Here is a 24,729-nt window from a genome sequence, read left to right as displayed (position 1 = left end):
TCAGCGGTCAGCGGTCAGCGGTCAGCGGTCAGCGGTCAGCGGTCAGCGGTCAGCACTTAAAGTTGATCAGCGATCAGCAGTTAGCAGACGACAAGGCAGCAGGCTATAGCGGTCAGCGATACAGTAGAGGTCAGTCGTTCGTCGTCAGCATTGAGAAGCTCATCACCGCTGGCTTTTGCATTAATCTGGCATTCTTTAAGATGCAGGCTGCTGAGCATAGAATTAGTTGCTGACGGCTGATAGCTGATAGCTGACGGCTGATCGCTGATAGCTATTTGCCTGACTGCTCCCCCAAACCCTTGCTAATGACCTCATGCACGCTCTTTCTATTCCTACCTGGATTATTCATATTTCTAGCGTTATTGAGTGGATTGCTGCCCTCTGGCTCATCTGGACGTATGGCGAAGTGAGCCAGAATCGTGCCTGGTGGGGCTTGTCGATCGCCATGCTGCCTGCTCTCGTGAGTGCCATGTGCGCCTGTACCTGGCACTTTTTCGATAATGCTGCTTCGCTAGAGTGGCTGGTGACGCTGCAAGCCTCTATGACCGTGGTGGGAAACTGTACGCAAATGGTCGCAGCTTGGTGGCTCTGGCGATCGGCGATCGCCCAGCGATCGACCAGTAAATCGTTGTCTTTGAACACGATTCTGCCCTTACCCATCCTTCTGCTGCCAGCGGTTTTTCCCATTGCCAAAGAAACATTATTCGCGGTTTCTCTCTTTCCCTATCTTGGCTTCCTCTGGTTTCTAACGCGCTCTGGGCAAACGCCCCGGCTGGCACTGATTGGCTTTTATACGCTGCTAGTATTTGTGGCGATTACCATTCCAGCAGGGCTGTATGCTAAAGCTGCATACGGGGCAAATCTAGCCGATGTAGACTGGCTGCATGGTGGCGCAGAGTCTTTTCTCACGCTCTCCAATATCCTGGTGGTGTTGGGCTTTCGGCAGGCAATTCTCGATCGACAACAGGCTTGTAGCGGTCAGCCGTCAGCGGTCAGCGGTTAGCCGTCAGCCATCAGCCGTCAGCGGTTAGCAGTGAAATGGCTTCATCTGTGGCTTTTAGACTGATGTGGCTTTTAGACTGAGACAGTAGATCTCGTTAGCGGCAAAGGGCTGTAGGACTGGAGCGATGGCTTGAGCAAAGTAATAAGGTAATGAGCACGTAGGTTTTGACAATTGACAGTTGACTCTAGCCAATACGGTTTAGCCATTCATACTGCCAGTCCCGATTTGGGCTTGGCGATCGACAATTTTGCTGGCAGTGCGCGATCGCAGGTCTGGTCTTTGGGACGCGACTTATCGACTCATCTGCACGTCCACCTTGCCAATTTTTTGCAGCCCCAAACCTGGATGGATCTGGCGTTTGTGGCAGTTGCTCAAGGACCGGGTGGCTTCACTGGCACACGGTTGGGTGTCGTGACCGCACGTACCTTAGCGCAGCAGTTGGAACTGCCTTTGTATGCCGTTTCTACGCTGGCGGCGATCGCCCATGCTCAAGCAGTCCAGGCAACGCTTATTGATCGCACCATTGCCGTGCAAATGCAAGCACAACGAGGTGAAGTTTTCGGTGCCATTTACCAGTTGTCCCCCAGCGGGCTGCACACGCTCCTTCCTGACGCTGTAATGAGTTTGGAACGCTGGCAGCAAACCCTGGCAGCTTGGGCAAGCCCGTATCATCTGATTCAAGCAGAGGGGAACTTAGGCACATCTGTCTCTAGTGTTCTGGCACTCGCACAGCACGATCGGCAACAAGGGCTAAAACCCCACTGGTCAAAAGCGCTACCCTTTTACGGACAGCACCCCGTCGTGATCTGAGTGCAGAATGATTTCACGTGTATATCCATTGACATATAGCAGTCCTAAATCATTTGTGAGCAAGACTGAATCATTTAGCAGTCAGCAATCAGCCTTCTTACTGACCGCTGACCGCTGACCGCTGACCGCTGACGCTCATACCAGTGTGATTCTCATCATTCAAATCGGATTGCCATATAGCATCACGACGATCGCTTTAAGACTCGCTGCACCAGAGCATCACGTTTTGCTTGCAAGGCAATATCCAACGACGGTGCATAGTCGAGCGACGGTATTAAATCCTTGCAGAATTGGGCGATCGGAACGTTATCCACCACTGTCATAAAATCGGTTGGAATAGAACCGTCAATATGACGGCTGAGCACGCCAAAGCCTGCTCGTTCGCGCCGATAGGGCTGGCTGGGGGCATTTTGTTTCAGCCACTGGTCAAAGGTTGATGATTGGGTCATCGTTGCCGCCAGTTCAGATACAAGCTTAGCGGGTGGATCGGTATGAGTGGCGATGATCCAGGCTTGCTGGAGTAGCTTCTGGCGGTTTGTGGAGTCTAGCCATGCAGCGATCGCTAGGGCACCACTGCGGTTTGCCACCGTCCCAGCACTGCCCCAGGGCGTTGTGAGGGGAGACGCTACAGGCTTCCCTTCAGCCAAATCGAGGACGAGGCTACTGAGTTCTGTTCCAGAGATTGTTAGATCGAGCCGTGCACCTGCGATATCTCCTCTCCACCAGCGCAGCCCGCCTCGAATGCTATGCAGCCACGATGCCAGCGGTTGGGTCTCCTGAGCACTGGCAAGCAAGGTGGTTAGCTCGGTCTCAACACGACGGGTGACTGGCTCATACAACGGCTTCAGCTCCGGCAACCTCCAGATGGGGCTAGTGAGCAAGACGGGATCGCGCAGCGCTTCTAGCGTCATGGCAGCGATCGCCAGCTCTGACTCTCCCTGTGCCAAAAGACTCAAGCCCAAACCGTAGAAAGCACCCCGCTTGGCTGGTACTAATTGGGCAGCCTGAGCAAACATATGGCTGGCAGCCCTTGGTTGGCGGTTCAACAAGAGCCACGCCAGGCTTGTATAGCCAAACTCCTGGTTGGGTGCGCTCTGGATGCCCTTTCTTAGCCAGTAAACGCCCTCTTCGATCAGTTTCTGCTGCTGTTTTGGGTCGTTGGTCTGCACACCCAGGTTGCCTAGATTCCAACCCAGTTCGTAGGCATAGTACGGTTCCCACGGTGCCAACTGATGTGACTGACTCAAGCGCTGGACAAAGGTTGCTACATCACCCCGATTGAGTGCTAAGAACCCTTGACTAGAAAGGAACCAGGCACGATGAACGGGGATTAACCAGATCACTGCTGCGATGAGAATACCAACACCCATCAGGGGAAGGAAGGGAAGCGGTTGCAGGCGTAATGGCGTGAGGGGTTGGGACGGTAAAGCAGATAGCTCAATCGGTTGCTGCTCCGCTCCTGAGAGACTCTCGGTGCGTCTGCGATCGCGAAACTCGGCTGTCAGTACCGCTAAAAACACGACCAGTGTGCCGCTAATGCAGATGTTGTCGAGTTGATAATCCGTCAGACTGACGACACCGTAGCCCAAGAAGCTACTCAAAATGCAGCCGATCAATAGGGGTGGTGTTTGCACGGGTGCTTCAGTTCCCCGCACCCATGTGAGCGCTACATATCCCAGCAAGCCGATCGTACCCACACCAATGACTACTGCCCAAAGCCCCAATTCTGCCCACAGTTGAGCTGGGGTATTGTGTAGCTGGTATGCCCACTCCGCCTGCTGCCCAGCCCAACCTGGACGATAGCGCTGAAACAGTAGCGGCACCCCTCCGGGTCCTGTCCCCGTTAACCAGTGGCTGCAACCCATCAACCAACCTGTTGTCACTGTGATCAGGCGATATGCCACTTCGCCACCCGCCTTACCGCTTAGACCGCTTGCAATCAACAACCGCAGACGGTCATTTGTTAGCGCCAGCAACCCCAACGCCATCATGCCCGCTACCCCGATCGCGCCTAGCCAAACGCGAGACAGCCGACTGCGCCATAGTAGAAGCCCAAACGCAGCGATCGCCATCGCCAACAAGCCAAACCACCCACCCCGCGAACTGGTAGTGTAAAGATCAAGCAACCCCAGCCCAAAACCTAGCAGCCAAAGTGAACGTCGCCAGCCCGTTTGCACGATTCCTAAGCCTAGCAGTAGCGGTAGAGTCAGTACCAGATAACCCGCCACATAGTTTTGGTGCCCAATCGGTGCCCAATTGCGTAGCTCGACGATCGAGAAGTCGAACGGCAACTTGACACCATCCTGCTGCCATGCGTGTAGACGAGACAGCTCCGGCAGCAACGTTGTCTGACTCCAAAGCGCCAGACTGACAGCAATGAACGCTAAGCTCAAATAGCCTTGAGCGACTAGCACGGTCGATCGTCGCTCAGGCACATCCAACCAGGTATGCAGTCCATACAGCGCCGCCAGAACACAAAACGTCGCCCAGCTATACCAATGAGCTTGCATGGGTGCTGGTGCCAAACCTGCCGAAAGCACCAGCGCTATAATCAATAGCCCGACTAGCCAATCGAACCCGTGCCCTAACCCGTGTAGTCGCCTTTGCCCCAGCAGCCACAGCACCGGACAGCAAAGCCCAACCTGCCAGACAAACACCCAGGGCCAAGCGACCATCAGACTGTTACTGTTGGGCAAAAGTGTAAACACGCTATAAAAAGCGGCTGTCAGCAAGCCAAGCAAGTTGCCTTGAGCCGCACGCTCAGCCCTGGCAGTAGAGAGCTTGGCTGAAAATTCAGGATGGGTCATCTACGCTTTAGAGTGAGATTGGCAGCTTGATATCACAATATTGCCCCTTGTACGTTTGGCTTTACCATTGCCACAAGAATCTTCTCGTCACGATCGTCTATGACTTCTCAAACACCTCTACCTTCCTCGGAGACTTCAGCCCCTTCGCTAGCTGCCTGCGTACAGACATTGGGCTTGCCTCACATACAGCGCCACGTTTTTCTTTGCGCTGATCAGACCAACCCCAAATGCTGCGCTAAAGCGGTTGGTTTAGAAGCCTGGGACTATCTTAAACGCCGCCTCAAAGAATTGAGCCTCGATCGACCCAGTGAGATGACTCCTGACTGCCTCTTTAGGACGAAAGCAAACTGCCTGCGAGTGTGTCTACAAGGTCCAATTTTGGTGGTTTACCCAGATGGTGTGTGGTATCACAGTGCTAAACCTGACGTAATTGAACGCATCATCCAGGAGCATCTGCTTGCCAATCAGGTTGTGCAGGAGTATGCCTTTCTAGTTCACACACTTCCCCAAACTAGCCGACTAGACGGTTTGCAAGAAGATCCTAACGGAGCGATCGATGAGCAAGGCGACCCCTAGCACTCAGCACCGTCTCTACACGATTACAGCTCCTTTCAATAGCATCAGCCCACAGGTTAGGAAACCGATCACGAATGGAGCACGATCGCCAAACTTACCGCGACATCAGTGTCGATTTCTTATGCTGGACAAGCATTTGCAGCGCAGCCAAACTACTGGTTGTTAGAATAATAAAACCAAAGCGGCTCGGTTCGCGTGATTCGGTTTTAGTCTCACTAGACAACGCAGCAGCCCTTACTTTGATAAAGTGACGTTTACCTAAGAAAGGCTATATGTTTAGAGGGGCTATTTACTTAGAGAGGCTATATAATGGCACAGTGAAATATGGCACTAAGTCACCCTCCTAAGTTGATAGTCAATTAATATTTAATCAGTATTTAGATTTATTGAGATTTCAGCGATTCCTCTGATGCTGCTTACAATAATGTTTCAAAGGCTAGAGCCATTGTGGGTTACGCAAGTTCGTCAGGAGCTCGACCATTCATAGCCATTGCAGGGAAATTGTCTGAATCTGTCCAAAGAATTCAGAGCCTAGAACGTTCAAAGCGTTTATTGTCACTCAAGATATTGACCCAGGAACAGTGAGTAGCACAGCATGAAGGAAACCAGCGTGGGCAATCATAAGCGACTCCTGCTGATTGACGATGATCCTAACCTAATCCTGCTCGTCAAGGACTACCTGGAATTTCGAGGCTACGAAGTAGTCACCGCAGAAAATGGGCGAGAGGCTTTAGAAGTCTTGGAACAAGAGATTCCAGACATGATCATCTGTGACGTAATGATGCCTGAAATGGACGGCTACTCATTAGTTAAGCATGTTCGAGAAAATCCTCGTACCAGTTGGGTTCCAGTGCTGTTTCTGTCTGCTAAAGGGCAAAGCCAGGATCGTGTCAAAGGACTCAATACTGGAGCAGACGTTTACATGGTCAAGCCGTTTGAGCCAGAAGAACTGGTCGCTCAGGTTGAGTCGTCACTTAAGCAAGCAGCACGCATCGCTGACCGTCCCGGCAAGGGAAATGATAGCGGACCAAAGATTCAGGTGCCGTTTGATGTTGAACTGACACCCACTGAGTTGCGGGTTGTGCATTTTGTGGCACGAGGCATGGCAAATCGCGAGATCGCGGATGAGCTGAATGTGAGTCAACGCACGATCGAAAGCCATGTGAGCAATATGTTGGGTAAGACAGGGCTGCACAACCGTACTGAACTCGCTCGCTGGGCGATCGAAAACAGTATGTCGTAAGACCCATCACACGTTCAGTAGTGGTAAGTCGCGCTACCAGCCATCACTCTGATCCTCGGTGTCCTCGCGCCAAATTTCTAAGTCAAGCTCGTTGAAATAAAGCAAAGCGCTGCGAATTTGTTCGCTGGTGCCGCGAAGCTCTAGGTCAAACCAGCCATCGTCTTTGGCATTCGCGCCCAGTAAGGCAGCCGTTATATTGACGGTCAAGCCGTAGTGAGAGGTCAAGCGGGAGATCACAGGCTCATCGTGATAGTTCTTTGGAATCCGAGTCCTGATGCGGGTTTGAGTCGGACGAGGATCATCTTTGTCGCCCAGAGTCACGGCATCATTCGGTTGCGGCGTTGCCAGTGAGCCTTCAGAGATACTGCTATGTGACATTTACGCCTCCTCTTTGACTTCTGTGATGCGAGTTTTGCGCTCCAAAATTTCTTTCAAGACAAGCGTCACAACTGCCAAAAGCCCTAATAAAACAGCGGCAGAGAACGCAGCTTCCGTCTGATACTGCTTGTAAGCCTGCTCCACAAACAACGGCAGTGTCTGCGTTTTGCTGGCAATATTACCGGAGACAACGGAGATAGCACCAAATTCGCCCATCGCTCTAGCGTTGGTCAGCAATACTCCGTAGAGCAAGCCCCAACGAATACTCGGCAGCGTAACGCGCCAAAAAATCTGCCAGTTGTTGGCTCCTAAGGTTTGAGCCGCTTCCTCCTGATCGGTACCCGCTTCTTCAAGCACTGGAATGACTTCGCGTGCCACAAAGGGTAAGGTGACAAAGGCAGTTGCCAGCACCATCCCTGGAAGCGCAAAAATAATTTTAATGTTGTGTGCTTCCAGAAACGGTCCGAACCAGCCATTGCGTCCGTACAGCAACACAATCATCAAGCCCGCCACCACAGGTGACACTGAGAAGGGCACATCTAACAGGCTGATCACAAAGGCGCGACCAGGAAAGTGCTTGCGAGCAATCATCCAGGCAGCACACAGCCCAAACACTGTGTTCACTGGTACTGCGATCGCCGCAATGATGAATGTCAGCCATGCCGCGCTCTGGAACGCCGGATCACTCATGTTAGCGAAAAAAGGTCCGATCCCTTTGCTAAACGCTTGCACAAAGACGTTGAGCGCTGGAATGAACAGAATGAGGGTGAGATACAGCACCGCCACCGTAATCAACCCAATTTTTGACCAGTCACGCGGTTGCACCTCCACAGACTGGGAGGCAGTTGAGGACGCTTTTAATGATGATCCAAGATTAGCCATAACGACGACCCCACGCCTGTAGAAGATTAATGAGCACTAGTAACACGAGTGAAATGACTAGCAGCACGGCTCCAATGACAGTGGCACCTGCGTAATCGTATTGCTCTAACCGCTGAAAGACCAATACAGGTGCAATCAAGTCTTTGTAAGGAGTATTGGACGACACGATCACAACCGAGCCGTACTCCCCTACCGCTCGTGAAAAGCCCAGAGCGATGCCAGTCAAAGCAGCAGGGACGATCGGAGGCAGGATAACTCGCCAGAAGGTTTGAAATTTGCTGGCTCCCAGACACCAGGCAGCTTCTTCAACATCTCGTTCTAAATCTGCTAAGACAGGCTGCACCGTCCGCACAACGAAGGGTAGCGAGATCAGGAGCATGGCGATCGCCACCCCCCATTGGGTAAACGCAATCTTGATACCAAAGGGCGCAAAGAGGGAGCCAAGCCAGCCGTTTTCGCTGTAAACCGTTGCCAGCGTTAAGCCCGCGACGGATGTGGGCAGCGCAAACGGTAGGTCAACGGCAGCGTCAATTATGCGCTTAAACGGAAATTCATAGCGCACCAGCACCCAGGCAATGAGCAGCCCAAAAAGACCGTTTACAACGGCTGTAACGATCGCGGTGCCGAAGGTTACTTTATAAGCATCTATGGCGATCGGGCTAGTGGCGATGCTCCAAAAGCGCGCAGGTCCTTCAGTGCTGGCTTTGAGCAATAGGGCGATCGTCGGCAAAACCAACATCAAGAAAAGATAGGCTGTCGGCAGAATCCAAATCCAGGGAAGCCGCCCAACGATGCCCAACCAGTTACGCCAGGTTGGGGTGCGATAAGAAGAGGTTGCAGCCATAAGTGGAAAGCAGCCGTGCCGCTAGAATTTGTAAAGGGTAGCAGACTACAGTAGAAAATCTACGATAAGCAAGTAGGAATACTGTACTTATCATACATGAAACGGGCTGGCGTAGAAACCCGGTTTCTGCACGAGAATAGACTGTGAGCCTCTATGCGTCCAGAAACCCGGTTTCTCTCAACAGCACGAGGTTGGCTTTAGTCATGGTTATTCTGGTGATGGGTGTTTCTGGCTCTGGTAAAACGACGATCGGTACACTCCTAGCGGCTTCACTACACTGGCAGTTTCAGGATGCTGACAGCTTTCACCCTGCCGCCAACATTGAAAAAATGCGTCGTGGTCTTCCCTTAAGCGATGCCGATCGACTGCCGTGGCTGTTGGCAATGCAGCAGGCGATCGCCGATTGGCAGCAGGCAGGCATTCACATTGTCCTTGCCTGTTCGGCGCTCAAAGCTGAATATCGCCAACGCCTCAGTCAATCATCGCCGATCAAGCAAGTCTATCTCAAAGGTTCCTTTGCACTCATTCAACAGCGCTTGCAGCAGCGACAGGGACATTACATGAAAGCAGATTTATTACAAAGCCAGTTCGATAGCTTGGAAGAACCCATTAATGCCCTTTCGATCGACATTGACCAATCTCCAGAGGCGATCGTGGCAGAAATTAGACGATCGTTGAATCTTTGAAAATGGTAGAAGGAGTTTTTGGTTGTTCGTTTTTAGTTGTTAGGAAAGAGAAGAGGGCGGAGTCAGTAGTCAGAAGCCACTCCAGCCATTCATGCCTCGTCCCTTCTCCACTGACTAAATGGATGCTTTGCCAAGTTCGAGTTAAAGTAGCGGGGATCGTCGGAGACTTCACGATCGATCCAATCCGGTAGCACGATCGTCTGGCTGGCATCTGTCAGTTCCACCTCTGCCACAATCAATCCCTGGTTGTCGCCTTCAAATTCATCTACCTCCCAAAGCAAGCCCTCACACTCGATCGTGTACCGTTTTTTTTGAATCAACGGTGGATCGCACAGCGCCTGCAATAGTTCCAGCGCATCGTCTAACGGGATGGGATACTCAAACTCTGCCCGTGAGATGCCAGTGGTCGCGCCTTTAATGGTCAAGTAACCGTGCTCCCCAACGACCCGTACTCGCACCGTGCGCCCTGCGGTCGAGGCAATGTAGCCTTGACAGTAGGGAATGCCTGTTGCAAGCGATCGCCATGCGTCGCCCTTGACAAGAAATTTGCGCTCGATCTCAACTGGCATAAAGGTGAGGAGTGAGGGGTAAGGTGAGAGGGGTAAGGGAGTGAAGAGAGTTTTGAGTTTTAAGTTGAACCAGTTGTTGGTTGTTGGTTGATTGTTAGTGCACGAGCCTTTCCTGACTCCTTCTAAAAACTAAAAACTAAAAACCAACAACTCCCTTGCCTTTAGCTCTTAGCCTTCAGCCTTTCAACTCCTCACTCCTCACCCCTCTCATCTCACTGCTACCCCGGTTGTTGATGCAAATAGAGAAACGCTTCCACTTCCGCAGCAGTGGGTTGGGCAGCGATCGCGCCAGGACGGGTTGTAGTCAAAGCACCCATCGCGCTGGCGTAGTTGACAATGCCTTTCACCACATCGGGATCGGCGAGCGTTTGAAGATCATGCTGACAGAGTTGGTGCAGTAATCCTGCGACAAAGCTATCACCCGCGCCAGTAGTGTCTTCTACTTCAATGTTAAAGGCGGGAATGCTACCCTCATTTCCACCTAAGTAGTAAGCACAGCCTTTTTCGCCTGCGGTCACCAAAACACCTTCAACACTGCCGAGACGGTGAGCAATCACGCCGGGATCGGTTGTTTCGTACAGCCATTCTGCTTCTTCATCGGACAGCTTGAGAAAATCGGCGTGGCGAATCAAATCATGAATGAGCGGCAGAGCAGTTGCTTCATCGTGCCAGAAAACGGGTCGCCAGTTGACATCAACCAAAATTTTGACAAAGTGCTGGTCGGCAAACTGTAGTGCGCGCTCGATCGCGGCTCGACTGTCAGGATAGGCTAGTTCCAAGGTGCCCAAAATCAGGAAATCTGCCGTTTCAAATTGGGCGATCGGTAGCTGGTCAGCCTGGAGATGCGTGTCGGCAAAGACCGCTGTATCGTACTTGCCAAAGCCTGCAAACGTGCGATCGCCCGTGAGCGATCGCACTACATAGACGGCGCGAGTGGGTGCTGTGGGATGACGCTGAATCCCGGTGCTATCAACGCCGATCGCCTGCAAAAGCTCTACCAACCCTATACCCAGGTCATCCTGACCAACGCAGCCAATGAATCCAGTTGGCGTGCCCAACTTCGCCAGCCCACAAGCAACGTTGGCAGGTGCACCACCAGGATAAGGTGTCCAAGATTTCACCTGTTCAAGCGGCATTCCTGGCTGATCTGCCAAAAAGTCATACAACACCTCGCCGAGGCAAAGAACGCGTGGCTGGCTCACAATAATATTCCTTTACAAACTAATAGCAGGGTATCAGACAGCTAGAACGACGGTATAACCTCGTCTGCAAATCAAGCGAAAGCAAAACAAATGTAACGACTGGTGCTGCTGACGGGTCTTTAAAGATTAGTCTTCACAAAACGCTACTACTATGAGCTTGCCTAGCTTCACAATAGGCTATTCTACCGAAAAGCCCTCTTAACCGGAAATTGGTTGCTGCAAGGCTGTGGCAAACCCGTAAATTTCCTTAGATTGCTTTTGCACACTTGCACTAAAATCCTGGGATTTACCGTAGGGAAGAATTCTATCAATGAAGTTAAATCAGGACATCTTCGCTTGAGGGTTGTTGCTATGTCTCTGGAATTAACCGTTGAAGATTCGCTCCTGCTCGAAAAACACCGAATAGAGCGTCTTCGGTCTTTCTTTGCCGATACGTTGGCAAAATGCTTTCTGCACCTTGATCAAACGAACGTACTGACGATCCACTGCTCAGAACCCTGGCTGGTTGACCAGTTGTTGAGTGAGATCGAGCAGCTTCGCTGGTATGTCTGGGTTGTGGTCGGGGCACAGCGCCTCTCACTCTGTTTTGCCCAAGAAGAAATTTATCGAACATCAACACGTAAACCGAGCAAAAAATCTCAGCGCTTGCACACAGCTTAAAACTGGTGAAAAGACAGGCTCAAACTTTAGGAAAGCAATTACAGAAAGCCGTTGCTAACCCTGCACTCATGGCTGAGAGCCACGGCTTGCTTCCGTAAGCGGTTGTTGAAGGTTCAATGCTAATAATGTGCGTTTATGGAGCGATCCTAAGTAATACCATTTCACTAAACTGTAGCTACACAGGCAGGCTTCGACTGGCAGTCAGCGGTCAGCGGTCAGCAGCAAAAATGAATCTGTAGGGTGATTTTATAGAATTGGTACAAATCGTGAGAAGCAATATTGATATCAAGTAGTCAGCTATCAGCGGTCAGCGGTTGGAGAAAAGCTGATAGCTGACCGCTGACCGCTCAATGCTTAAGTTCTGCTCACAACCAATTTGGGACTGCTATAGAGGATGAGGGGTTTGAGATGCTTGTTTAGCGTTGCATCTAAGACTGACTCAGCGACCTATGTCGCGATCGCGGCACACGTTCACCCGATCGAATGACTCCTTCGGGTGGAGCAAATCAGTTGCGTGTTGAGGGAAACTATATCTGTGAAGATTACATGAAGCAAAGGTTTACAGCCAACCTTCATGAGCAGAAGAGGTTCCCCAATGCCATTACCAAACTATTCAACCCCGTTCACGATCGCTCAGGTCATCGATCGTATCGTGCGCTCCGGCAGAATTACCCGCGTTGATGAAAATTACTTTCTGCATGCAATGGTTGCTGGTACGCCACTGAGCCATGAAGAGCAAAGCCAGGTCAGAAACCTCTTTGACCGTCTGCAAATGGGTCTTTTGCAGGTCGTTGATTAACATGCTTGAGGGCTGAGTGTCGGCAAGGTTGTCTCTGCCAAGGAACATTTGAGTAAGGGCAGTTGAATGGAAAAGTGCGTCCAACCGTTGCTGCTCTCAACTAGAATAACCCCTTCAAGCTGCATGATTAGACGCTGGACTAAGGCAAGTCCCAGTCCTGTTCCTCCTTGTTTCCACGGATCGGCATTGGGAACGCGATAAAACTTCTCAAAAATGTGTGGTAACTCTGTGATGGGAATTTCCGCTTGATTGCTGATCGTGAAGATGACGTGTGCCGCTGCATCACCCAATGCAGTGTCGGAGTATGCAGTATCAGAGTGATCACAGTTCACTGCTAGCGTTACTGCGTTGCCAGGCGAGGTGTACTTGCAGGCATTATTTAGCAATTCTGCCAGTACTCTCTGTAAAGTTGCTCTGTCCGTGGTGATTGCAGGTAGATGCGTCGGTAGCTGTACGCTCAGCCTTTGTTCTCGATCGCTGGTACGCGAATAAAACGGTTCAACCATTGTGGTGACACACGCCAGTAAGTCAACGGTTTCAAGCGAAACGGGATAGGCTGATGCCTCTAAGCGCTGCAAGTCAAGCAAGTCGTTAATAAGTTCAATCTCGCGTGAGCATTCCGATTGCAGAATGTTGAGGTAACGCGCTTGGCGATCGGGGGCTGAGACCGTTTTCAGCATATGAATTGCCATCTTCATATTCGACATCGGTGTTCGCAGTTCATGAGACACCGTGCTGAGGAAGTCGTCTTTGAGCTGATTGAGTTCTTCTAACGCCGCGACTTGCGCCTGAGCAGCCTGGTAGAGCCGTGCTTGACGAATGGCGATCGCGCATTGATTTGCCACTTGCTGCACCAGTCGAATTTCCTGGCTTGTAAACGTGTCGCCAAAGGGACGAAATAACCATAAATCGCCCATGACTCCCTGGTCGTCCACCATCGGACATGCCAAAATGGCGTGCTGACTGCCCAACAGTCGTGGGCGGCTAGGGTGGGTGCGGCAAAACTGGAAGCATTGTTCCCGCAAAAGCCAATCGTAGACATCAGAAAGGTCGTCCATCTTGATGGTTGTGCCATTGGCAGCGGGTAGATCGGAGCGGATGTGCTCGTAGCAAACCGTGGACGTGCGGCGCTCAAGATCGTAGAGTGCGGCATCACAGCCCATGATCTCAAGACCCGATGCCAGTTCTTGAACGGCAGTATGTAAGATTCGGTCTTCATCAAGACTATCGCGGACAGAGTCTGTGATCCGCTTGAGGGTCGCTTCAAACCGTAGTGCTTGTTGAAGTTGCGCCGTGCGATCGTGTACCTGAGCTTCTAGCGCTGTGTTGAGCTGCTGGACTTGACGATACAGTTCTGACTGTTGAATGGCGATCGCAACCTGGGTTGCCAGTTGTTCTAGCAGCCCTATTTCGTAAGTTTCCCAGTGCCGTTCGGTCGAGCACTGCTGAGCGACCAGCACACCCCAAATAGTATTGCCATGCAGAATGGGCACCGCTAACACAGCTTTTACCTGCCATGCTTCCAAAAAGCGCTGCAAAGCACTGTCTGAATCAAGCTCTTGAGCCTTAGCCCAGACCACAACTTCACCCTGCTGCTGCGCCTCTAACGTATGCTGCACCCAGTTGTCCTGAACCCTCAGTCCCAACATTGACTGCCAGTTCGCATCGACAGACTCAGCCGTAATCCGACCACTGTTTTTTTGTTCCACCTCAAAGAGGACAACTCGATCGGCTTTTAAGAACTGTTGCACTTCTGAAACGGTGGTGTTGAGCGTTTCCTCCAAATCCAGGGAGGTGCGAATCCGTTGCGCGATCGCGCTCATTAACCGCTCCCGCTCCGCTTGCTGGCTCAATGCTTCCTCAAAGCGTTTGCGATCGGTCGTGTCCATCGAAATGCCAAGCGTCCGTGTGGGCTGCCCCATTTCGTCGTGGAACGTGTGGCTCCGCTCTGAAATCCAGCGAATGCTACCATCTGGTTGAATAATGCGAAATTCCTTGCTGTAGTTCGTTGCCTGTTGCGTTTGCTGAATCGTGTGCTGCAGTACGGCGGCGCGATCGTCGGGATGAATACACTCCAGAAACGCCTCGTTCGTTCCATCAAATGTGCCTGGTGCAAAGCCGTAGAGCTGTTCGCAGCTATCAGACCATTTCACTGTATTGCGGTGTGGCTCGTAGTCCCAAATGCCCATCTGCGTTGTTTCCAACGTAAGCTTGAGACGCTCCTGACTCTCTAATAGTGCGGCTTCTGCTTGTTTTCGCTCTGTAATGTCTTTAGTGAAACAGTGAAACCCAATGAGTCGATCGTGCCAGTCATACGCCGCTACCATGACCTTCTCGCTGTAGAACGTCGAGCCATCTTTGCGTACGCTCATGCTCTCAACTTCAGCTTTGCCCTCAATCATCATCTGCTGATACGCAGTCACAACCACTGCAATATCATTAGGATGAACGGTCTGCTGCCAGGACATGCCAATCATTTCTTCTTGTTGATAGCCTAGCGCTGCGGCATAAGCCCGGTTAAGCGCGATGTAGTGACCATTAATATCCAGACGAGCAATGCCCTCAACGGCGTTACCCAGAGCGGTACTCATTTCTAACAGCTCTGCTTGCGCTTGCTTACGCTCAGTGACATCCAAGAAGAACACGGACATCCCGTCAGCGCAGGGAGATAGCCGGACATCAAACCACGCATTAAGGGACGGATGGAATTCCTCGAAGGTGACGGGCACCTGATGTTCCATCGCTCTGTGATACTCCCGATCGAAGACAGAGCCGACGATATCGGGGAATACATCCCAAAGGCATTGTCCCAGAAGTGCCTCTCGCGATCGCTGACACAATTGCGCTGCCTGCTGATTTACGTAGGTCAGTCGCCATTGTTTATCTAAAGACATGAACGCTTCAGTGATGCTTTCCAGCAGCGTCACTGTCTGACGATTAGCAATGAGGAGCGCTTCTTCGGCTCGTTTGCGCTCGGTAATATCATGACAGTTAATCACGACACCATTGATCGCGGGTACATCCAGCAGGCACGTTGCCACTGCCTCAAAGAACAGCCAGGAGCCATCACGGTTTCGCACACGATATTCGATCGCAGGTTGGCTCACTTTGGGCTGTTCGATCGCCTGTTCTAGCACCGTCACAATGATGGGAATATCGTCGGGATGGACAAACTCGGCTGTGCTGTAGCCAACCACATCCTGAATGGTATAGCCCAGCAGTTTTGCGGCTGAGGGGCTGCAATAGCGAAAAGTGCCCTTCCGATCCAACACCACGATAATGTCGGTGGCGTTTTCGATGAGCGATCGAAACCGTTGTTCGCTTTCCTGAAGTGCTTTTTCGGCGCGTCTACGCTCGATATTTTCTTGCTGCAACCGACTGTTGGTACTGAGCAAATCAGCCGTCCGCTCCATCATAAGTTCTTCAAGCGATTTGAAATAGTGGCTACGGTCAGCGCCAACCGAGCCACTGTGGACTGGATCACCCAGAAGCGATCGACAGAGTGTTTTAAGCTCTACTTGCTGCTGCTCGGCTTCTGCTGCCAATAGGATCTGCTGCATCCGCTCAAACGCGACATCACTCTTACAGCACTCGCGCAAGCGTTCAAGATGTTCAGGTTTCATAGCATGGCTGGGGCGTACAACGACCATGAGTACTTGTTTTCAGAAAAGACTTCAGTAAAAGGTTGCACCAGCCAGTGCCAAGCTCAATCCATGAGTAGACTTGATCCTGCCAGCACCTACAAAGCCGAGTAGCCGTTTACAAACTAGCGTTCCAGACACAATCAGACCAACCGCTGACCTTGGGCAAGGCAGACGATCTGAGATAGCCGCACGTAGAGTCCCTAACGATTTGCTTGACCTGACGATTTCATTGAACAAAGTATGCCCAAGTTGTTCTCAGTACTAACACGAATTACCCTTGAATTTACTAGGAGAAGCACTTGGTCGCTACTGTAAAACTACGGGTTGTACCTGCCCTGCGTAGCAATCAGCGTTTGCACTAGCTAAACCGCAGACTGAAGCCATTGACGGATTGCCTGTCTCCACAGACTGCTGCTGGTTTCAGGTAGCGAGAGTGGCTCCTTCGCAAAGATGTAGTAAATGTTGCCCTCATCGGTGACATCAAATGTGGCAGAAAATTCTTTTGCCCAATCATCCAGGTGCTGACGGGCGATCGCGGGTTCTAACCGTGCAGCAGCGGCAAAACCCAGCACCGACACTCTACCCTGACTAACCTGGAGTACTTGAAAGAAGCGCTCTCTAATCGCCTGTCGCTTCAGTCTGGCACTGACATAGAGTAACCACACACCGAGAGACGCGGGAGCTAGACCAAAGAGAATCAAAAAGGTTGTCAGCAGCGCTAAAAAGCCACCCACTGCATGGCTAGTCAAAATCGCCGTCACGAGCGCGATCGACATGGTGCCGCCGCCGAACAGAAAGAATGCACCAACAGCTTTACCGACCCGGCTCCAAAGTTGACTCATAGTACTAGCCTGCGACGATACTTTATTCTCCTTCTTCTAAGCTACCGCGCCTGCACCAGAACGTGGGGACAAGCTTCAGGTACGGGTATCCTCACTTTATATGAGGCTTTGATGATCAATAACGGTCAGCAGTCCGAGTGGTTCATCGCCTGGGACGTTTCTGGTACTGCTCAATGCTTTACAAACTATTTCTTTGCAAAGAAGTAATGGGACGTGTTGCGAATTGTTATGACGTGTCTAGCCCAATTTTGACAGTGGGCAACTTAAGGAAGCGGTCATCGGTTTGCGATCGCGGGTATCAGGGTTGCCTCTACTGATGCCCGTTCATGAGCACTGCCACACTGGCGAGAGTGAATCAGAACCCTCCTAAATTTTGGTGTCATTTCAGCACGATTAACTATGCATACCCTGAATCACAACCTGGAAAAAAGCGTTTTGGAGGCTGATGGTCGCTACCTTAGCGCTCAGGAGCTTTCTCCTCTAGAACAATATGCTCGAACTTATGCCGTGCGCTTGCACACCTACCAGCAGCTACGTGATCACGGTGAACCTTTAGTGATCCAGGCACTCCGTAAGCTCGCACAGATGTACCCAGAGTTAGTGCAACAGCATGGTGCGCGCTGTAAATATGACATGACTGAAGTGCTCCGTTACGTAGCGCTATCGATTTTGCGAGATGACGAGACCTTTTTTAAGGAGCAAATGATGTCGTGGTTGGATACGATCTTACTGGCTCATAAAAAAACGGCTCATTGCACGACAGCCTATCGATTTTTGCAAGAGGCGATCGCGGCGGCTCTCCCTGCTCAGGACTTAGCCCTGACGCGTCCTTACCTCGACATTGTGACGCAGTCGCTGCAATCCCACGCTTGAGAAATTGCCACTGATAGCAACGAGCGATCGGCTTTCAGCCTTTAGCCTTTAGCCCTTAGCCTTCATCCCTTAGCCTTTAGCCTTCAGCCTTCATCAGTGCCTCAATACAACGACGAGCACTGAGTTCCTAAGCCTAAACGCCCTCGACGCAGCCCTCGCGTTTCCTCAGATGCATCACCTATTCGTTGAGGACACTGTATGAACTGTTTCCAACCGATCACGGTCAGTCGTCGTTCTTCTGCCGAGGAGCGTCAAGGCGCACTCTACCAGCTTTATCATCAAGTGCTGGAGCGACAGCCTTATACCTTTGAGCGCCAAAGTCTAGCCAAAGCTGAGAAAGACTTTCTCACGGATAAGATTGGTGTCAAACGGTTTCTCAGTGAGTTAGGGCGATCGGATGTTTACCTCAACGCCTTTTATCACAACTCCTCCAACATGAAGTTTCTGGAGCTATGCTTCAAGCACTTTCTGGGACGGGCACCCGTAAGCCAGGATGAAATTAAGCATTACTGCGACATCATGATGTACGAGGGCGTGGCGACCATGATTACAGCCATTCTTGACTCTGAAGAATACCGCAAGGCGTTTGGTTGCTTCACGGTGCCCCACCCGCGTGAGCCTCGCTACCATGTATCGCCGAAAGCATATACGGAGTCCCGTTTGCTCAATCGTGAACATGTCGGTCAGCGGGGGCGATCGATCCCCACTATTTATTGGCATCAACTGGGTCTGACCTGTGAAGGTGGCGTTTGCCGTCACCCCGCTGACGAATCTATCGAGTCCAGCTTGCCCTCAGAAGACTTAGCGAAACTGCTGCAATTACTACAGTCGCCCCAGCCAGAGAAAGCCTTTGCGTCACTGTCATTAGAGCATCAGGCATTGTTGCGTCGGGCGATCGGCTAGTCTGTCAAGCAGTAAGCGGTTGTGAGCTAGTGAAAGGCTGCTCCAACAGTATGCAATGACTTTTTAACATGCTCTCAGGAGCAATGCAGCGGCTCACTCGGCAGGAATAGGCACTGTGCTGCTTGTGGCTCGCCGCGATCGCGCGAGGCTCTGGCTGTGCTCGGTCAGAAAGTTTTGTGCTTGCATGATCTCATACAGGTTAACGTCTGCTTCTAGCAAACAAGCATGACCGCTGTACGGCAGTACAACAGCTTGAGCGTGGGGAAACCACTTCTCTAAGTGCTGCACCTCTGCCAGCGAAGGCAACAGTCGATCGCCCGCACTCGCTAAAAGCAAGACAGGCTGTTGCAACTGCGACAGTTGCTCATCCTCAACATCAAAATCACCCAGCAGAGAAAGCCGCCAAATCGAGGTTTTTTGCGGCACCGAGAGCACAGCGTCGTAAAACGTCTGTCGATCGCTCTCTGCCACACGCCCCAGGTACGCTAAAAAGGGCATCAGAGCGATCGACGACAGGCGGTAGGCAAATTCTGGTAACCAGCGCGTGACTTGTGATCCCCATGCGATCAGTGGTTTGCGATGAAACGAAGAGGCTGGATTGACCAGAATCAGACGGTCAAATAATCGTGGCGCGGAGAGTGCTACCTTCATCGCTAAGCAGCCACCAAAGGACTCGCCGCAGAGATAAACTGAGCGATCGGGCGACTGCTGTAACTCTGCCTCAATGAGAGCAACAACAGTATCAGTAAGGCTCTGCCAATTGGTCAAATCATCGGGTGGAATCGCCAGACAGCGCACATCAAAGGCAGGCTCCAAACCTGCCGTCTGGGTTCTGAGAAGGCGACCAGTGCCATCCATACCAGGCAAAAACACAAACAGCGGCAGTTCTGGCTGTAACCGTTCTGGCGTGAGGAAGCAAGGATGGCTTTGAATGTCAGGCATCGTCTTAGTAGCTCCCTTGCTGCAACAAATCACGAATCTCGGTGTGGCACTGTTGCGTGAGTTCAGTTACAAGCGCTTTCGCTTGCTTGCCTTGATAGTGCTCACGGTGGCTAGGACGAATCCAGTAGGGACGACCAATCAAAAGATTGACGCGCTGGTAGATCACCATTGGGTGCCAACCATCCTGTGAGAAAAGCGGTTCTGAGGGATCAATAAGGCTCAGCAATCTGAGGGGAAACGCTGCGTTGACGGCTTCTGCTTCGGAGGCGATCGCAACGGGGAGCACTACCAAATCTCGCACGGGAGCACGCAGCGCTAAGTGAGCGAATCCACGCTGAAAGCCTCCCACCACTTCTGGTACGGTGCGCTTGACCATCGGTTCAGCCCCTTCAGGAAACAGACCAACGGCTTGCTGAGCCTGCAAGATTTGGGCTGCCTGTCCAAAAAAAGTTTGCTGTCTCTGTTCCGGCAGAGACAAGGGAAAGCAACCCATCTTCTCAACAATTTCCCGCATCACGGGTACCTGACCCATATAGTGATGACAAGCGAAGCGAACAGGGCGATTGAGGGCAGCCATGAGCAACGGTGCGTCCAAAAAGCTGCGATGGTTACTAACGATCAGCACTGGACCACAGTGAGGAATGCGGTCTTGATGATGCGTGTAAAGGCGAGTCCCCAGAACTGCAAGCAAAAGACGTGAGAGCTGGAGTGGTTGGTCTGAAGGCATGGACAAGAAGGAGTTAGAACGCTCTACTTGATAAAGGAAGTGTTAACATTACTTTACATGGTTTAGCCGCTGGTTTGATGGCATGGGTCACAGGTGAAGGCTTCGATGGGTGAACACCATCGCTTCCAGACTCAGTCTAGTTTCAGGCGAGTCTATCTGAATGAGTCTATAGGGGTAGTCTAGGCGGACTGAGTGTTCTCAAGCGCTTTGCCAGCGTTCAAACGTCTAGATGAGACGGGCTTAAATGTGGTGTTTATATACTTGCGTCACCCAATCCGCCCTCACCCTAGCCCTCTCCCACAGGAGAGGGAACCGGAAGCGGAAGCTCCTTCTCCCTGGGGAGAAGGGGTTAGGGATGAGGGCAAATAACATGATGCGTTAAGTATATAAATGCCTTAAATGTCTTGTTGTCTGCAAAGACGGTCGCATCCAAGTTCTTGCGTAAAGCAACAACAAGATTATTCAATCTAATGATTAACTTAAGCTTTTCTTAGCTGTCACGACACAGTTTGTAGCTAGAATTGTTAAAGGACTTATATCTTCAGCAGACTTGCATTTCTAAGCAATTGAAGGGTGCTTGTCAAGGTGAGGTTGGCACTTTTGCCCGTTTTTTGATGTGAACTGACAGAAAGAATTGTCGTTCAATACTCTCTGTAAATTGTATTCTGGTTTGATGCTGGCAGGCTCTAACTGGTTTACACAACGATCGTTTTTCGTTCAAAATACATGGTTTTCAGCCCAACAAGTAACAACGCATTTGCAATTACAACGCCGCTTTACTACGTAAATGGGTTGCCTCATGTTGGCAGCGCTTATCCAACGATCGCCGCTGACGCGATCGCCCGCTTTCAGCGTTTGCAGGGTAAGTCTGTGCTGATGATTACGGGCACTGACGAGCATGGTCAGAATATTCAGCGCACGGCTGAAGGTCGAGGATTGCAGCCCCAGGAGCATTGTGATCAGATTGCAGCAAGCTTTAAAGCGCTTTGGCAGCAGTATGACATTCAGTACGATCGCTTCATTCGCACGACTGATCCCCGCCATGAGGCGATCGTCAACGAATTTTTCCAGCGCGTCTGGGATCAAGGCGATATTTATCTGGGGCGGCAGCAAGGCTGGTACTGTCTTTCCTGTGAAGAATTTAAAGAAGAGCGCGACTTGCTGGATGATCACCGCTGCTCGATTCACACCAACCGGGTTGCAGAATGGCGCAACGAAGAAAATTACTTTTTTCGCTTGTCGAAGTACCAAAGCAAGTTGGAGTCGATCTATGCCGAGCAACCTGACTTTATTCAGCCAGAGGCACGCCGCAACGAAGTCCTCAGCTTTGTAAGTCAGGGGCTGCAAGATTTTTCGATTTCCCGCGTGAACCTGGATTGGGGCATTCGCGTGCCATTCGATCCTAAGCACACTATCTATGTTTGGTTTGATGCGCTCTTGGGTTACGTGACAGCGTTACTGGAGCCTGAGAGTGAAGCGACCTTGGCAAATGCACTTCAGCATTGGTGGCCGATCGATACTCACTTGATTGGCAAGGATATCCTGCGGTTTCACGCTGTGTATTGGCCCGCAATGCTGCTATCGGCTGGGTTGCCGCTACCTGGACGGGTGTTCGGGCATGGACACTTGACCAAAGACGGGCAGAAAATGGGCAAAACGTTAGGTAACGTGCTCGATCCAGTCGCTTTGGTCGATCGCTATGGTTCTGATGCCGTTCGCTATTATTTTTTGAAGGAAATCGAGTTTGGGCGGGATGGCGACTTTAGCGAAACACGCTTCATCAATACTCTGAATGCCGACCTGGCAAATGATTTGGGAAATTTGCTCAATCGTACGCTGAAGATGGCATACAAGTACTGTGGTGCCTCTGTTCCAGATCTATCACAGGCGGCAGTGCAAGCAGAAACCACACTGGCTGCGATCGGGCGCACATTGGGCGATCGTGTTGCCCAGGCGTACAGTGCGCTTGCCTTCAGTCGCGCCTGCGAGGAAATTTTGACCCTGGTAAAGACTGGCAATAAATATATCGATGACCAGGCTCCATGGTCGTTACATAAGCAGGGGCAGCAGCAGGCAGTTGAGCAAATTTTGTACAGTGTATTAGAGTCAGTTAGACTTGCAGCATATCTTCTAGCGCCAATTACGCCAAAACTTAGCACGGCTGTCTACCAACAGCTAGGCTTCTCCGTTGACTTTAATCAACAGGCTTTAATAAATGTTGCTGCTCCCTTTGCCCTCCATGCCTCTTGGGGAATATTGCCACTTAAGCAGGCGTTGAGCGAACCTCAACCCGTTTTTCAACGATTAGAAACTTTATAAGCTGCTTCCAACTGAGAGGCTCAAGCAATCCTCAGCCCTTGACTGATAGATTAAACCGTTCCGCCCTTAAAACCAAGGTATAAACTCGTGCTAAGCAATAATTTTGATCATGAATCTGTTTTTACTCAGGAACAAGTCCTCGAAAATCGTGGGCGGGTGGCTATTTTCATTGATGGCTCTAATCTGTTTTATGCAGCGCTCCAACTGGGAATCGAAATCGACTACACCAAGTTACTCTGTCGCCTGACGGCTGGTTCACGGTTGTTGCGTTCCTTTTTCTATACAGGAGTCGATCGCACCAATGAAAAACAGCAGGGTTTCTTGCTATGGATGCGGCGCAACGGCTACCGGGTCATCTCTAAAGATTTGGTGCAACTACCTGATGGCTCTAAAAAAGCGAATCTGGATGTTGAAATTGCCGTTGACATGATGTCTCTGGTTGGCTCTTATGACACAGCCGTCCTGGTGAGCGGCGATGGTGATCTGGCGTATGCGGTGAATGCAGTCAGCTATCGTGGTGTGCGGGTGGAAGTGGTAAGCCTGCGATCGATGACGAGCGACAGTTTGATTAACGTCGCCGATCGCTACATCGATCTAGACAACGTTAAAGAAGACATCCAAAAAACGCCGCGCAGCTATACCTATCGCCCTCTTTCAACCATCGGCTTGATGGAAGACGCTGAAGCAGAATAAATGAGTTCCCTGTTTTGGTCTGGTAGAAAGCGACGATCCGGTTGAAACATCTGGAACGCCAGTGCCGCGATCGGAGTCTTGCCTTTTAGTCGTTAGACGTTGGACTGTAGACTAAAGGATAGTCTCACGTCTAATGCTTCACTTTGCCTGTAACTGCCATCATGCCCATTCTTTTTTCTTCGCAGCGCAACGCTACAGCGCAAAAGAGCCGTCTACTGCCCGTGCTGTTGCTGCTCGTGCTTTGTACAACCGTAGCCTGCGGCAACCGTAGCCGCACTGCCGAAAAAATCGCTCAGGATAGCAAGCAGGCTGCGGACTTTGATAACAGCCTCACCTTTAACGCTGTCACGTTAGAGGAGTTTGATAATAAGGGTCGGCTGTGGTGGAAGGTGAAAGCAACGCAAGCAAGCTACAGCAAAGATAAAAAGATTGCCCGCCTCCAGCAGCCCGCAGGCGAATTTTTTCAGGATGGGAAGTCGGTTTTGCAGGTAAAAGGACAACAGGGCGAAGTTCAGCAAAACGGTCAGACGATTTTTTTACGTGGCAAAATTACGGCGACCGACACGCGTGATGGACTGGTGATGCAGGGTGATGAACTGGAATGGCAGCCACGCAATGACCTGGTCATCGTTCGCAACAATCTGACAGGTACTCACCGCCAACTGAAGATCGCCGCGAAAGAAGGACGGTTGTTTACACGTGCCCAACGGTTGGAATTGCAGGGTGGCGTTAAGGCTCAAGCCACCAACCCAGATCTAAAGTTTCAGTCTGAGCGACTGATCTGGCAGATTAAGCAGCAGACGCTGGCGAGCGATCGCCCCTTACAGATCGATCGCTTCAACAAAACAATTTTGACCGATCGCGCCAGTGCCAATCAAGGCGTAGCAGACCTCAAAGCAAAAACGATTACGCTCAAGCAAAATGCTCGGCTGAACCTGGTTGACCCACCCGTTCAACTCGCCAGCAACGATATTGTTTGGAATTTGCAAGGTCAAACCATTGCGTCTGACCAACTGTTGACGATCGATAACCGCCAGCAGCAAGTCACCCTCAGCGGCAATGAGGGGCGCATTGATCTCAAGTCCAAGATGCTTTATTTGGCAGGTGCCGTGCGCGGCGTTGGTGCAAAGAATCAAGCTCAACTCAACTCAGACCGTTTGAATTGGAACATTGCGACCCAAAAGTTTGAAGCTGACGGGAATGTTCGCTACCAACAGGGTCAGCCGCCCTTGAACCTGGCAGGTCCAAGAGCAACAGGCACCCTACGCGACCAGAACATCCTCGTGAGTGGTGGCAGAGTAGTGACAGAGTTTACCCCTTAAACGAC

The 24,729-nt window shown here is 51.2% G+C and carries 23 protein-coding genes and 1 pseudogene; 14 read left to right on the top strand and 10 right to left on the bottom strand.

All coding sequences use genetic code 11. The features are described from left to right. The 4 genes and pseudogenes from AC5JO6_RS13650 to tsaB form a co-directional block, all read left to right on the top strand. Positions 1-233: hypothetical protein (locus AC5JO6_RS13650; protein WP_496081612.1), on the top strand; the 233-nt coding region annotated here is incomplete at its 5' end. Positions 234-313: 80 nt separating this feature from the next. Further along, positions 314-616 (top strand): annotated as a pseudogene (locus tag AC5JO6_RS13645) (DUF2499 domain-containing protein); the annotation flags it as partial. A gap of 12 nt (positions 617-628) precedes the next feature. After that, the gene (locus AC5JO6_RS13640) at positions 629-1,003 is read left to right on the top strand and encodes a DUF3593 domain-containing protein (protein ID WP_496081616.1); all 375 of its coding nucleotides are present in this window, start codon (positions 629-631) and stop codon (positions 1,001-1,003) included. A 171-nt stretch (positions 1,004-1,174) separates the two neighbouring features. Continuing rightward, positions 1,175-1,813, top strand: a complete 639-nt coding sequence (tsaB, locus tag AC5JO6_RS13635) for a tRNA (adenosine(37)-N6)-threonylcarbamoyltransferase complex dimerization subunit type 1 TsaB (RefSeq protein WP_496081611.1) — start codon at positions 1,175-1,177, stop codon at positions 1,811-1,813. A 182-nt stretch (positions 1,814-1,995) separates the two neighbouring features. Here tsaB and AC5JO6_RS13630 read toward each other — a convergent pair whose 3' ends face one another. Further along, entirely contained in the window at positions 1,996-4,620 is a 2,625-nt protein-coding gene (locus tag AC5JO6_RS13630; RefSeq protein WP_496081610.1) for an O-antigen ligase family protein, read from the bottom strand. A 99-nt stretch (positions 4,621-4,719) separates the two neighbouring features. On the opposite strand from AC5JO6_RS13630, the gene AC5JO6_RS13625 reads away from it, so the two are divergent. Next, positions 4,720-5,196: a (2Fe-2S) ferredoxin domain-containing protein gene (locus AC5JO6_RS13625; protein ID WP_496081609.1), complete on the top strand. Its 477-nt coding sequence runs from the start codon at positions 4,720-4,722 to the stop codon at positions 5,194-5,196. Between the two features lie 595 nt (positions 5,197-5,791). Further along, complete coding sequence (locus AC5JO6_RS13620) at positions 5,792-6,439, top strand: response regulator transcription factor (RefSeq protein ID WP_496081608.1); 648 nt, start codon at positions 5,792-5,794, stop codon at positions 6,437-6,439. A 33-nt stretch (positions 6,440-6,472) separates the two neighbouring features. Here AC5JO6_RS13620 and AC5JO6_RS13615 read toward each other — a convergent pair whose 3' ends face one another. The 3 genes from AC5JO6_RS13615 to cysT are packed head-to-tail and all read right to left on the bottom strand — an operon-like array spanning position 6,473 to position 8,543. Then, positions 6,473-6,817, bottom strand: a complete 345-nt coding sequence (locus AC5JO6_RS13615; protein WP_496081607.1) for an NIL domain-containing protein — start codon at positions 6,815-6,817, stop codon at positions 6,473-6,475. Beyond that, complete coding sequence (cysW, locus tag AC5JO6_RS13610; RefSeq protein WP_496081606.1) at positions 6,818-7,699, bottom strand: sulfate ABC transporter permease subunit CysW; 882 nt, start codon at positions 7,697-7,699, stop codon at positions 6,818-6,820. Beyond that, positions 7,692-8,543, bottom strand: coding sequence for a sulfate ABC transporter permease subunit CysT (cysT, locus tag AC5JO6_RS13605; RefSeq protein WP_496081605.1), 852 nt, complete (start codon positions 8,541-8,543; stop codon positions 7,692-7,694). Before cysT ends, cysW begins: the two co-directional genes overlap by 8 nt. Positions 8,544-8,746: 203 nt before the next feature. Here cysT and AC5JO6_RS13600 point away from each other — a divergent pair, with 203 nt between their 5' ends. Continuing rightward, a complete protein-coding gene (locus AC5JO6_RS13600; RefSeq protein ID WP_496081604.1) occupies positions 8,747-9,229 on the top strand; it encodes a gluconokinase in 483 nt (160 codons plus the stop codon). 89 nt (positions 9,230-9,318) lie between these two features. Here AC5JO6_RS13600 and AC5JO6_RS13595 read toward each other — a convergent pair whose 3' ends face one another. After that, entirely contained in the window at positions 9,319-9,798 is a 480-nt protein-coding gene (locus tag AC5JO6_RS13595) for a CYTH domain-containing protein (protein ID WP_496081603.1), read from the bottom strand. A 218-nt stretch (positions 9,799-10,016) separates the two neighbouring features. Continuing rightward, positions 10,017-11,000, bottom strand: coding sequence for a carbohydrate kinase family protein (locus AC5JO6_RS13590; RefSeq protein ID WP_496081602.1), 984 nt, complete (start codon positions 10,998-11,000; stop codon positions 10,017-10,019). A 351-nt stretch (positions 11,001-11,351) separates the two neighbouring features. On the opposite strand from AC5JO6_RS13590, the gene AC5JO6_RS13585 reads away from it, so the two are divergent. Together AC5JO6_RS13585 and AC5JO6_RS13580 are read left to right on the top strand one after the other, a co-directional pair. Beyond that, positions 11,352-11,660: a hypothetical protein gene (locus AC5JO6_RS13585; protein WP_496081601.1), complete on the top strand. Its 309-nt coding sequence runs from the start codon at positions 11,352-11,354 to the stop codon at positions 11,658-11,660. 595 nt (positions 11,661-12,255) lie between these two features. After that, complete coding sequence (locus AC5JO6_RS13580; protein ID WP_496081600.1) at positions 12,256-12,459, top strand: hypothetical protein; 204 nt, start codon at positions 12,256-12,258, stop codon at positions 12,457-12,459. Here AC5JO6_RS13580 and AC5JO6_RS13575 read toward each other — a convergent pair. Together AC5JO6_RS13575 and AC5JO6_RS13570 are read right to left on the bottom strand one after the other, a co-directional pair. Then, positions 12,456-16,082 carry a sensor histidine kinase gene (locus AC5JO6_RS13575; RefSeq protein ID WP_496081599.1) on the bottom strand — a complete coding sequence of 1,209 codons (3,627 nt, stop codon included), beginning with the start codon at positions 16,080-16,082 and terminating at the stop codon, positions 12,456-12,458. The two genes, AC5JO6_RS13580 and AC5JO6_RS13575, sit on opposite strands and share 4 nt — an antisense overlap. Positions 16,083-16,465: 383 nt before the next feature. Then, positions 16,466-16,945, bottom strand: coding sequence for a hypothetical protein (locus AC5JO6_RS13570; protein WP_496081598.1), 480 nt, complete (start codon positions 16,943-16,945; stop codon positions 16,466-16,468). A 399-nt stretch (positions 16,946-17,344) separates the two neighbouring features. Between AC5JO6_RS13570 and AC5JO6_RS13565 the strand changes: the two genes are divergently transcribed. Beyond that, positions 17,345-17,818: a globin family protein gene (locus AC5JO6_RS13565; RefSeq protein ID WP_496081597.1), complete on the top strand. Its 474-nt coding sequence runs from the start codon at positions 17,345-17,347 to the stop codon at positions 17,816-17,818. Between the two features lie 198 nt (positions 17,819-18,016). Next, positions 18,017-18,721: a phycobilisome rod-core linker polypeptide gene (locus AC5JO6_RS13560; RefSeq protein WP_496081596.1), complete on the top strand. Its 705-nt coding sequence runs from the start codon at positions 18,017-18,019 to the stop codon at positions 18,719-18,721. A 93-nt stretch (positions 18,722-18,814) separates the two neighbouring features. Here the strand turns inward: AC5JO6_RS13560 and AC5JO6_RS13555 are convergent, their stop codons facing one another. Together AC5JO6_RS13555 and AC5JO6_RS13550 are read right to left on the bottom strand one after the other, a co-directional pair. Continuing rightward, positions 18,815-19,663, bottom strand: a complete 849-nt coding sequence (locus AC5JO6_RS13555) for an alpha/beta fold hydrolase (RefSeq protein ID WP_496081595.1) — start codon at positions 19,661-19,663, stop codon at positions 18,815-18,817. A 4-nt stretch (positions 19,664-19,667) separates the two neighbouring features. Then, positions 19,668-20,390, bottom strand: a complete 723-nt coding sequence (locus AC5JO6_RS13550; RefSeq protein WP_496081594.1) for a lysophospholipid acyltransferase family protein — start codon at positions 20,388-20,390, stop codon at positions 19,668-19,670. 726 nt (positions 20,391-21,116) lie between these two features. Here AC5JO6_RS13550 and metG point away from each other — a divergent pair. From metG to lptC, 3 genes are all read left to right on the top strand, one after another. Continuing rightward, positions 21,117-22,709: a methionine--tRNA ligase gene (metG, locus tag AC5JO6_RS13545; protein ID WP_496081593.1), complete on the top strand. Its 1,593-nt coding sequence runs from the start codon at positions 21,117-21,119 to the stop codon at positions 22,707-22,709. Between the two features lie 87 nt (positions 22,710-22,796). Next, complete coding sequence (locus AC5JO6_RS13540) at positions 22,797-23,402, top strand: LabA-like NYN domain-containing protein (protein ID WP_496081592.1); 606 nt, start codon at positions 22,797-22,799, stop codon at positions 23,400-23,402. A gap of 161 nt (positions 23,403-23,563) precedes the next feature. Beyond that, positions 23,564-24,724 carry an LPS export ABC transporter periplasmic protein LptC gene (lptC, locus tag AC5JO6_RS13535; protein WP_496081591.1) on the top strand — a complete coding sequence of 387 codons (1,161 nt, stop codon included), beginning with the start codon at positions 23,564-23,566 and terminating at the stop codon, positions 24,722-24,724. The last annotated feature ends 5 nt before the right edge of the window (positions 24,725-24,729 follow it).

The organism is Tildeniella sp. (assembly GCF_059505325.1).
This window is presented reverse-complemented; position numbering and strand designations above follow the sequence as displayed.

Excerpts from the sequence above, each read along its gene's own strand:
- AC5JO6_RS13630 (WP_496081610.1), bottom strand. The coding sequence starts at position 4,620 with ATGACCCATCCTGAATTTTCAGCCAAGCTCTCTACTGCCAGGGCTGAG.
- AC5JO6_RS13625 (WP_496081609.1), top strand. The coding sequence starts at position 4,720 with ATGACTTCTCAAACACCTCTACCTTCCTCGGAGACTTCAGCCCCTTCG.
- AC5JO6_RS13620 (WP_496081608.1), top strand. The coding sequence starts at position 5,792 with ATGAAGGAAACCAGCGTGGGCAATCATAAGCGACTCCTGCTGATTGAC.
- AC5JO6_RS13615 (WP_496081607.1), bottom strand. The coding sequence starts at position 6,817 with ATGTCACATAGCAGTATCTCTGAAGGCTCACTGGCAACGCCGCAACCG.
- cysW (WP_496081606.1), bottom strand. The coding sequence starts at position 7,699 with ATGGCTAATCTTGGATCATCATTAAAAGCGTCCTCAACTGCCTCCCAG.
- cysT (WP_496081605.1), bottom strand. The coding sequence starts at position 8,543 with ATGGCTGCAACCTCTTCTTATCGCACCCCAACCTGGCGTAACTGGTTG.
- AC5JO6_RS13600 (WP_496081604.1), top strand. The coding sequence starts at position 8,747 with ATGGTTATTCTGGTGATGGGTGTTTCTGGCTCTGGTAAAACGACGATC.
- AC5JO6_RS13595 (WP_496081603.1), bottom strand. The coding sequence starts at position 9,798 with ATGCCAGTTGAGATCGAGCGCAAATTTCTTGTCAAGGGCGACGCATGG.
- AC5JO6_RS13585 (WP_496081601.1), top strand. The coding sequence starts at position 11,352 with ATGTCTCTGGAATTAACCGTTGAAGATTCGCTCCTGCTCGAAAAACAC.
- AC5JO6_RS13580 (WP_496081600.1), top strand. The coding sequence starts at position 12,256 with ATGCCATTACCAAACTATTCAACCCCGTTCACGATCGCTCAGGTCATC.
- AC5JO6_RS13575 (WP_496081599.1), bottom strand. The coding sequence starts at position 16,082 with ATGAAACCTGAACATCTTGAACGCTTGCGCGAGTGCTGTAAGAGTGAT.
- AC5JO6_RS13570 (WP_496081598.1), bottom strand. The coding sequence starts at position 16,945 with ATGAGTCAACTTTGGAGCCGGGTCGGTAAAGCTGTTGGTGCATTCTTT.
- AC5JO6_RS13565 (WP_496081597.1), top strand. The coding sequence starts at position 17,345 with ATGCATACCCTGAATCACAACCTGGAAAAAAGCGTTTTGGAGGCTGAT.
- AC5JO6_RS13560 (WP_496081596.1), top strand. The coding sequence starts at position 18,017 with ATGAACTGTTTCCAACCGATCACGGTCAGTCGTCGTTCTTCTGCCGAG.
- AC5JO6_RS13555 (WP_496081595.1), bottom strand. The coding sequence starts at position 19,663 with ATGCCTGACATTCAAAGCCATCCTTGCTTCCTCACGCCAGAACGGTTA.
- AC5JO6_RS13550 (WP_496081594.1), bottom strand. The coding sequence starts at position 20,390 with ATGCCTTCAGACCAACCACTCCAGCTCTCACGTCTTTTGCTTGCAGTT.
- metG (WP_496081593.1), top strand. The coding sequence starts at position 21,117 with ATGGTTTTCAGCCCAACAAGTAACAACGCATTTGCAATTACAACGCCG.
- lptC (WP_496081591.1), top strand. The coding sequence starts at position 23,564 with ATGCCCATTCTTTTTTCTTCGCAGCGCAACGCTACAGCGCAAAAGAGC.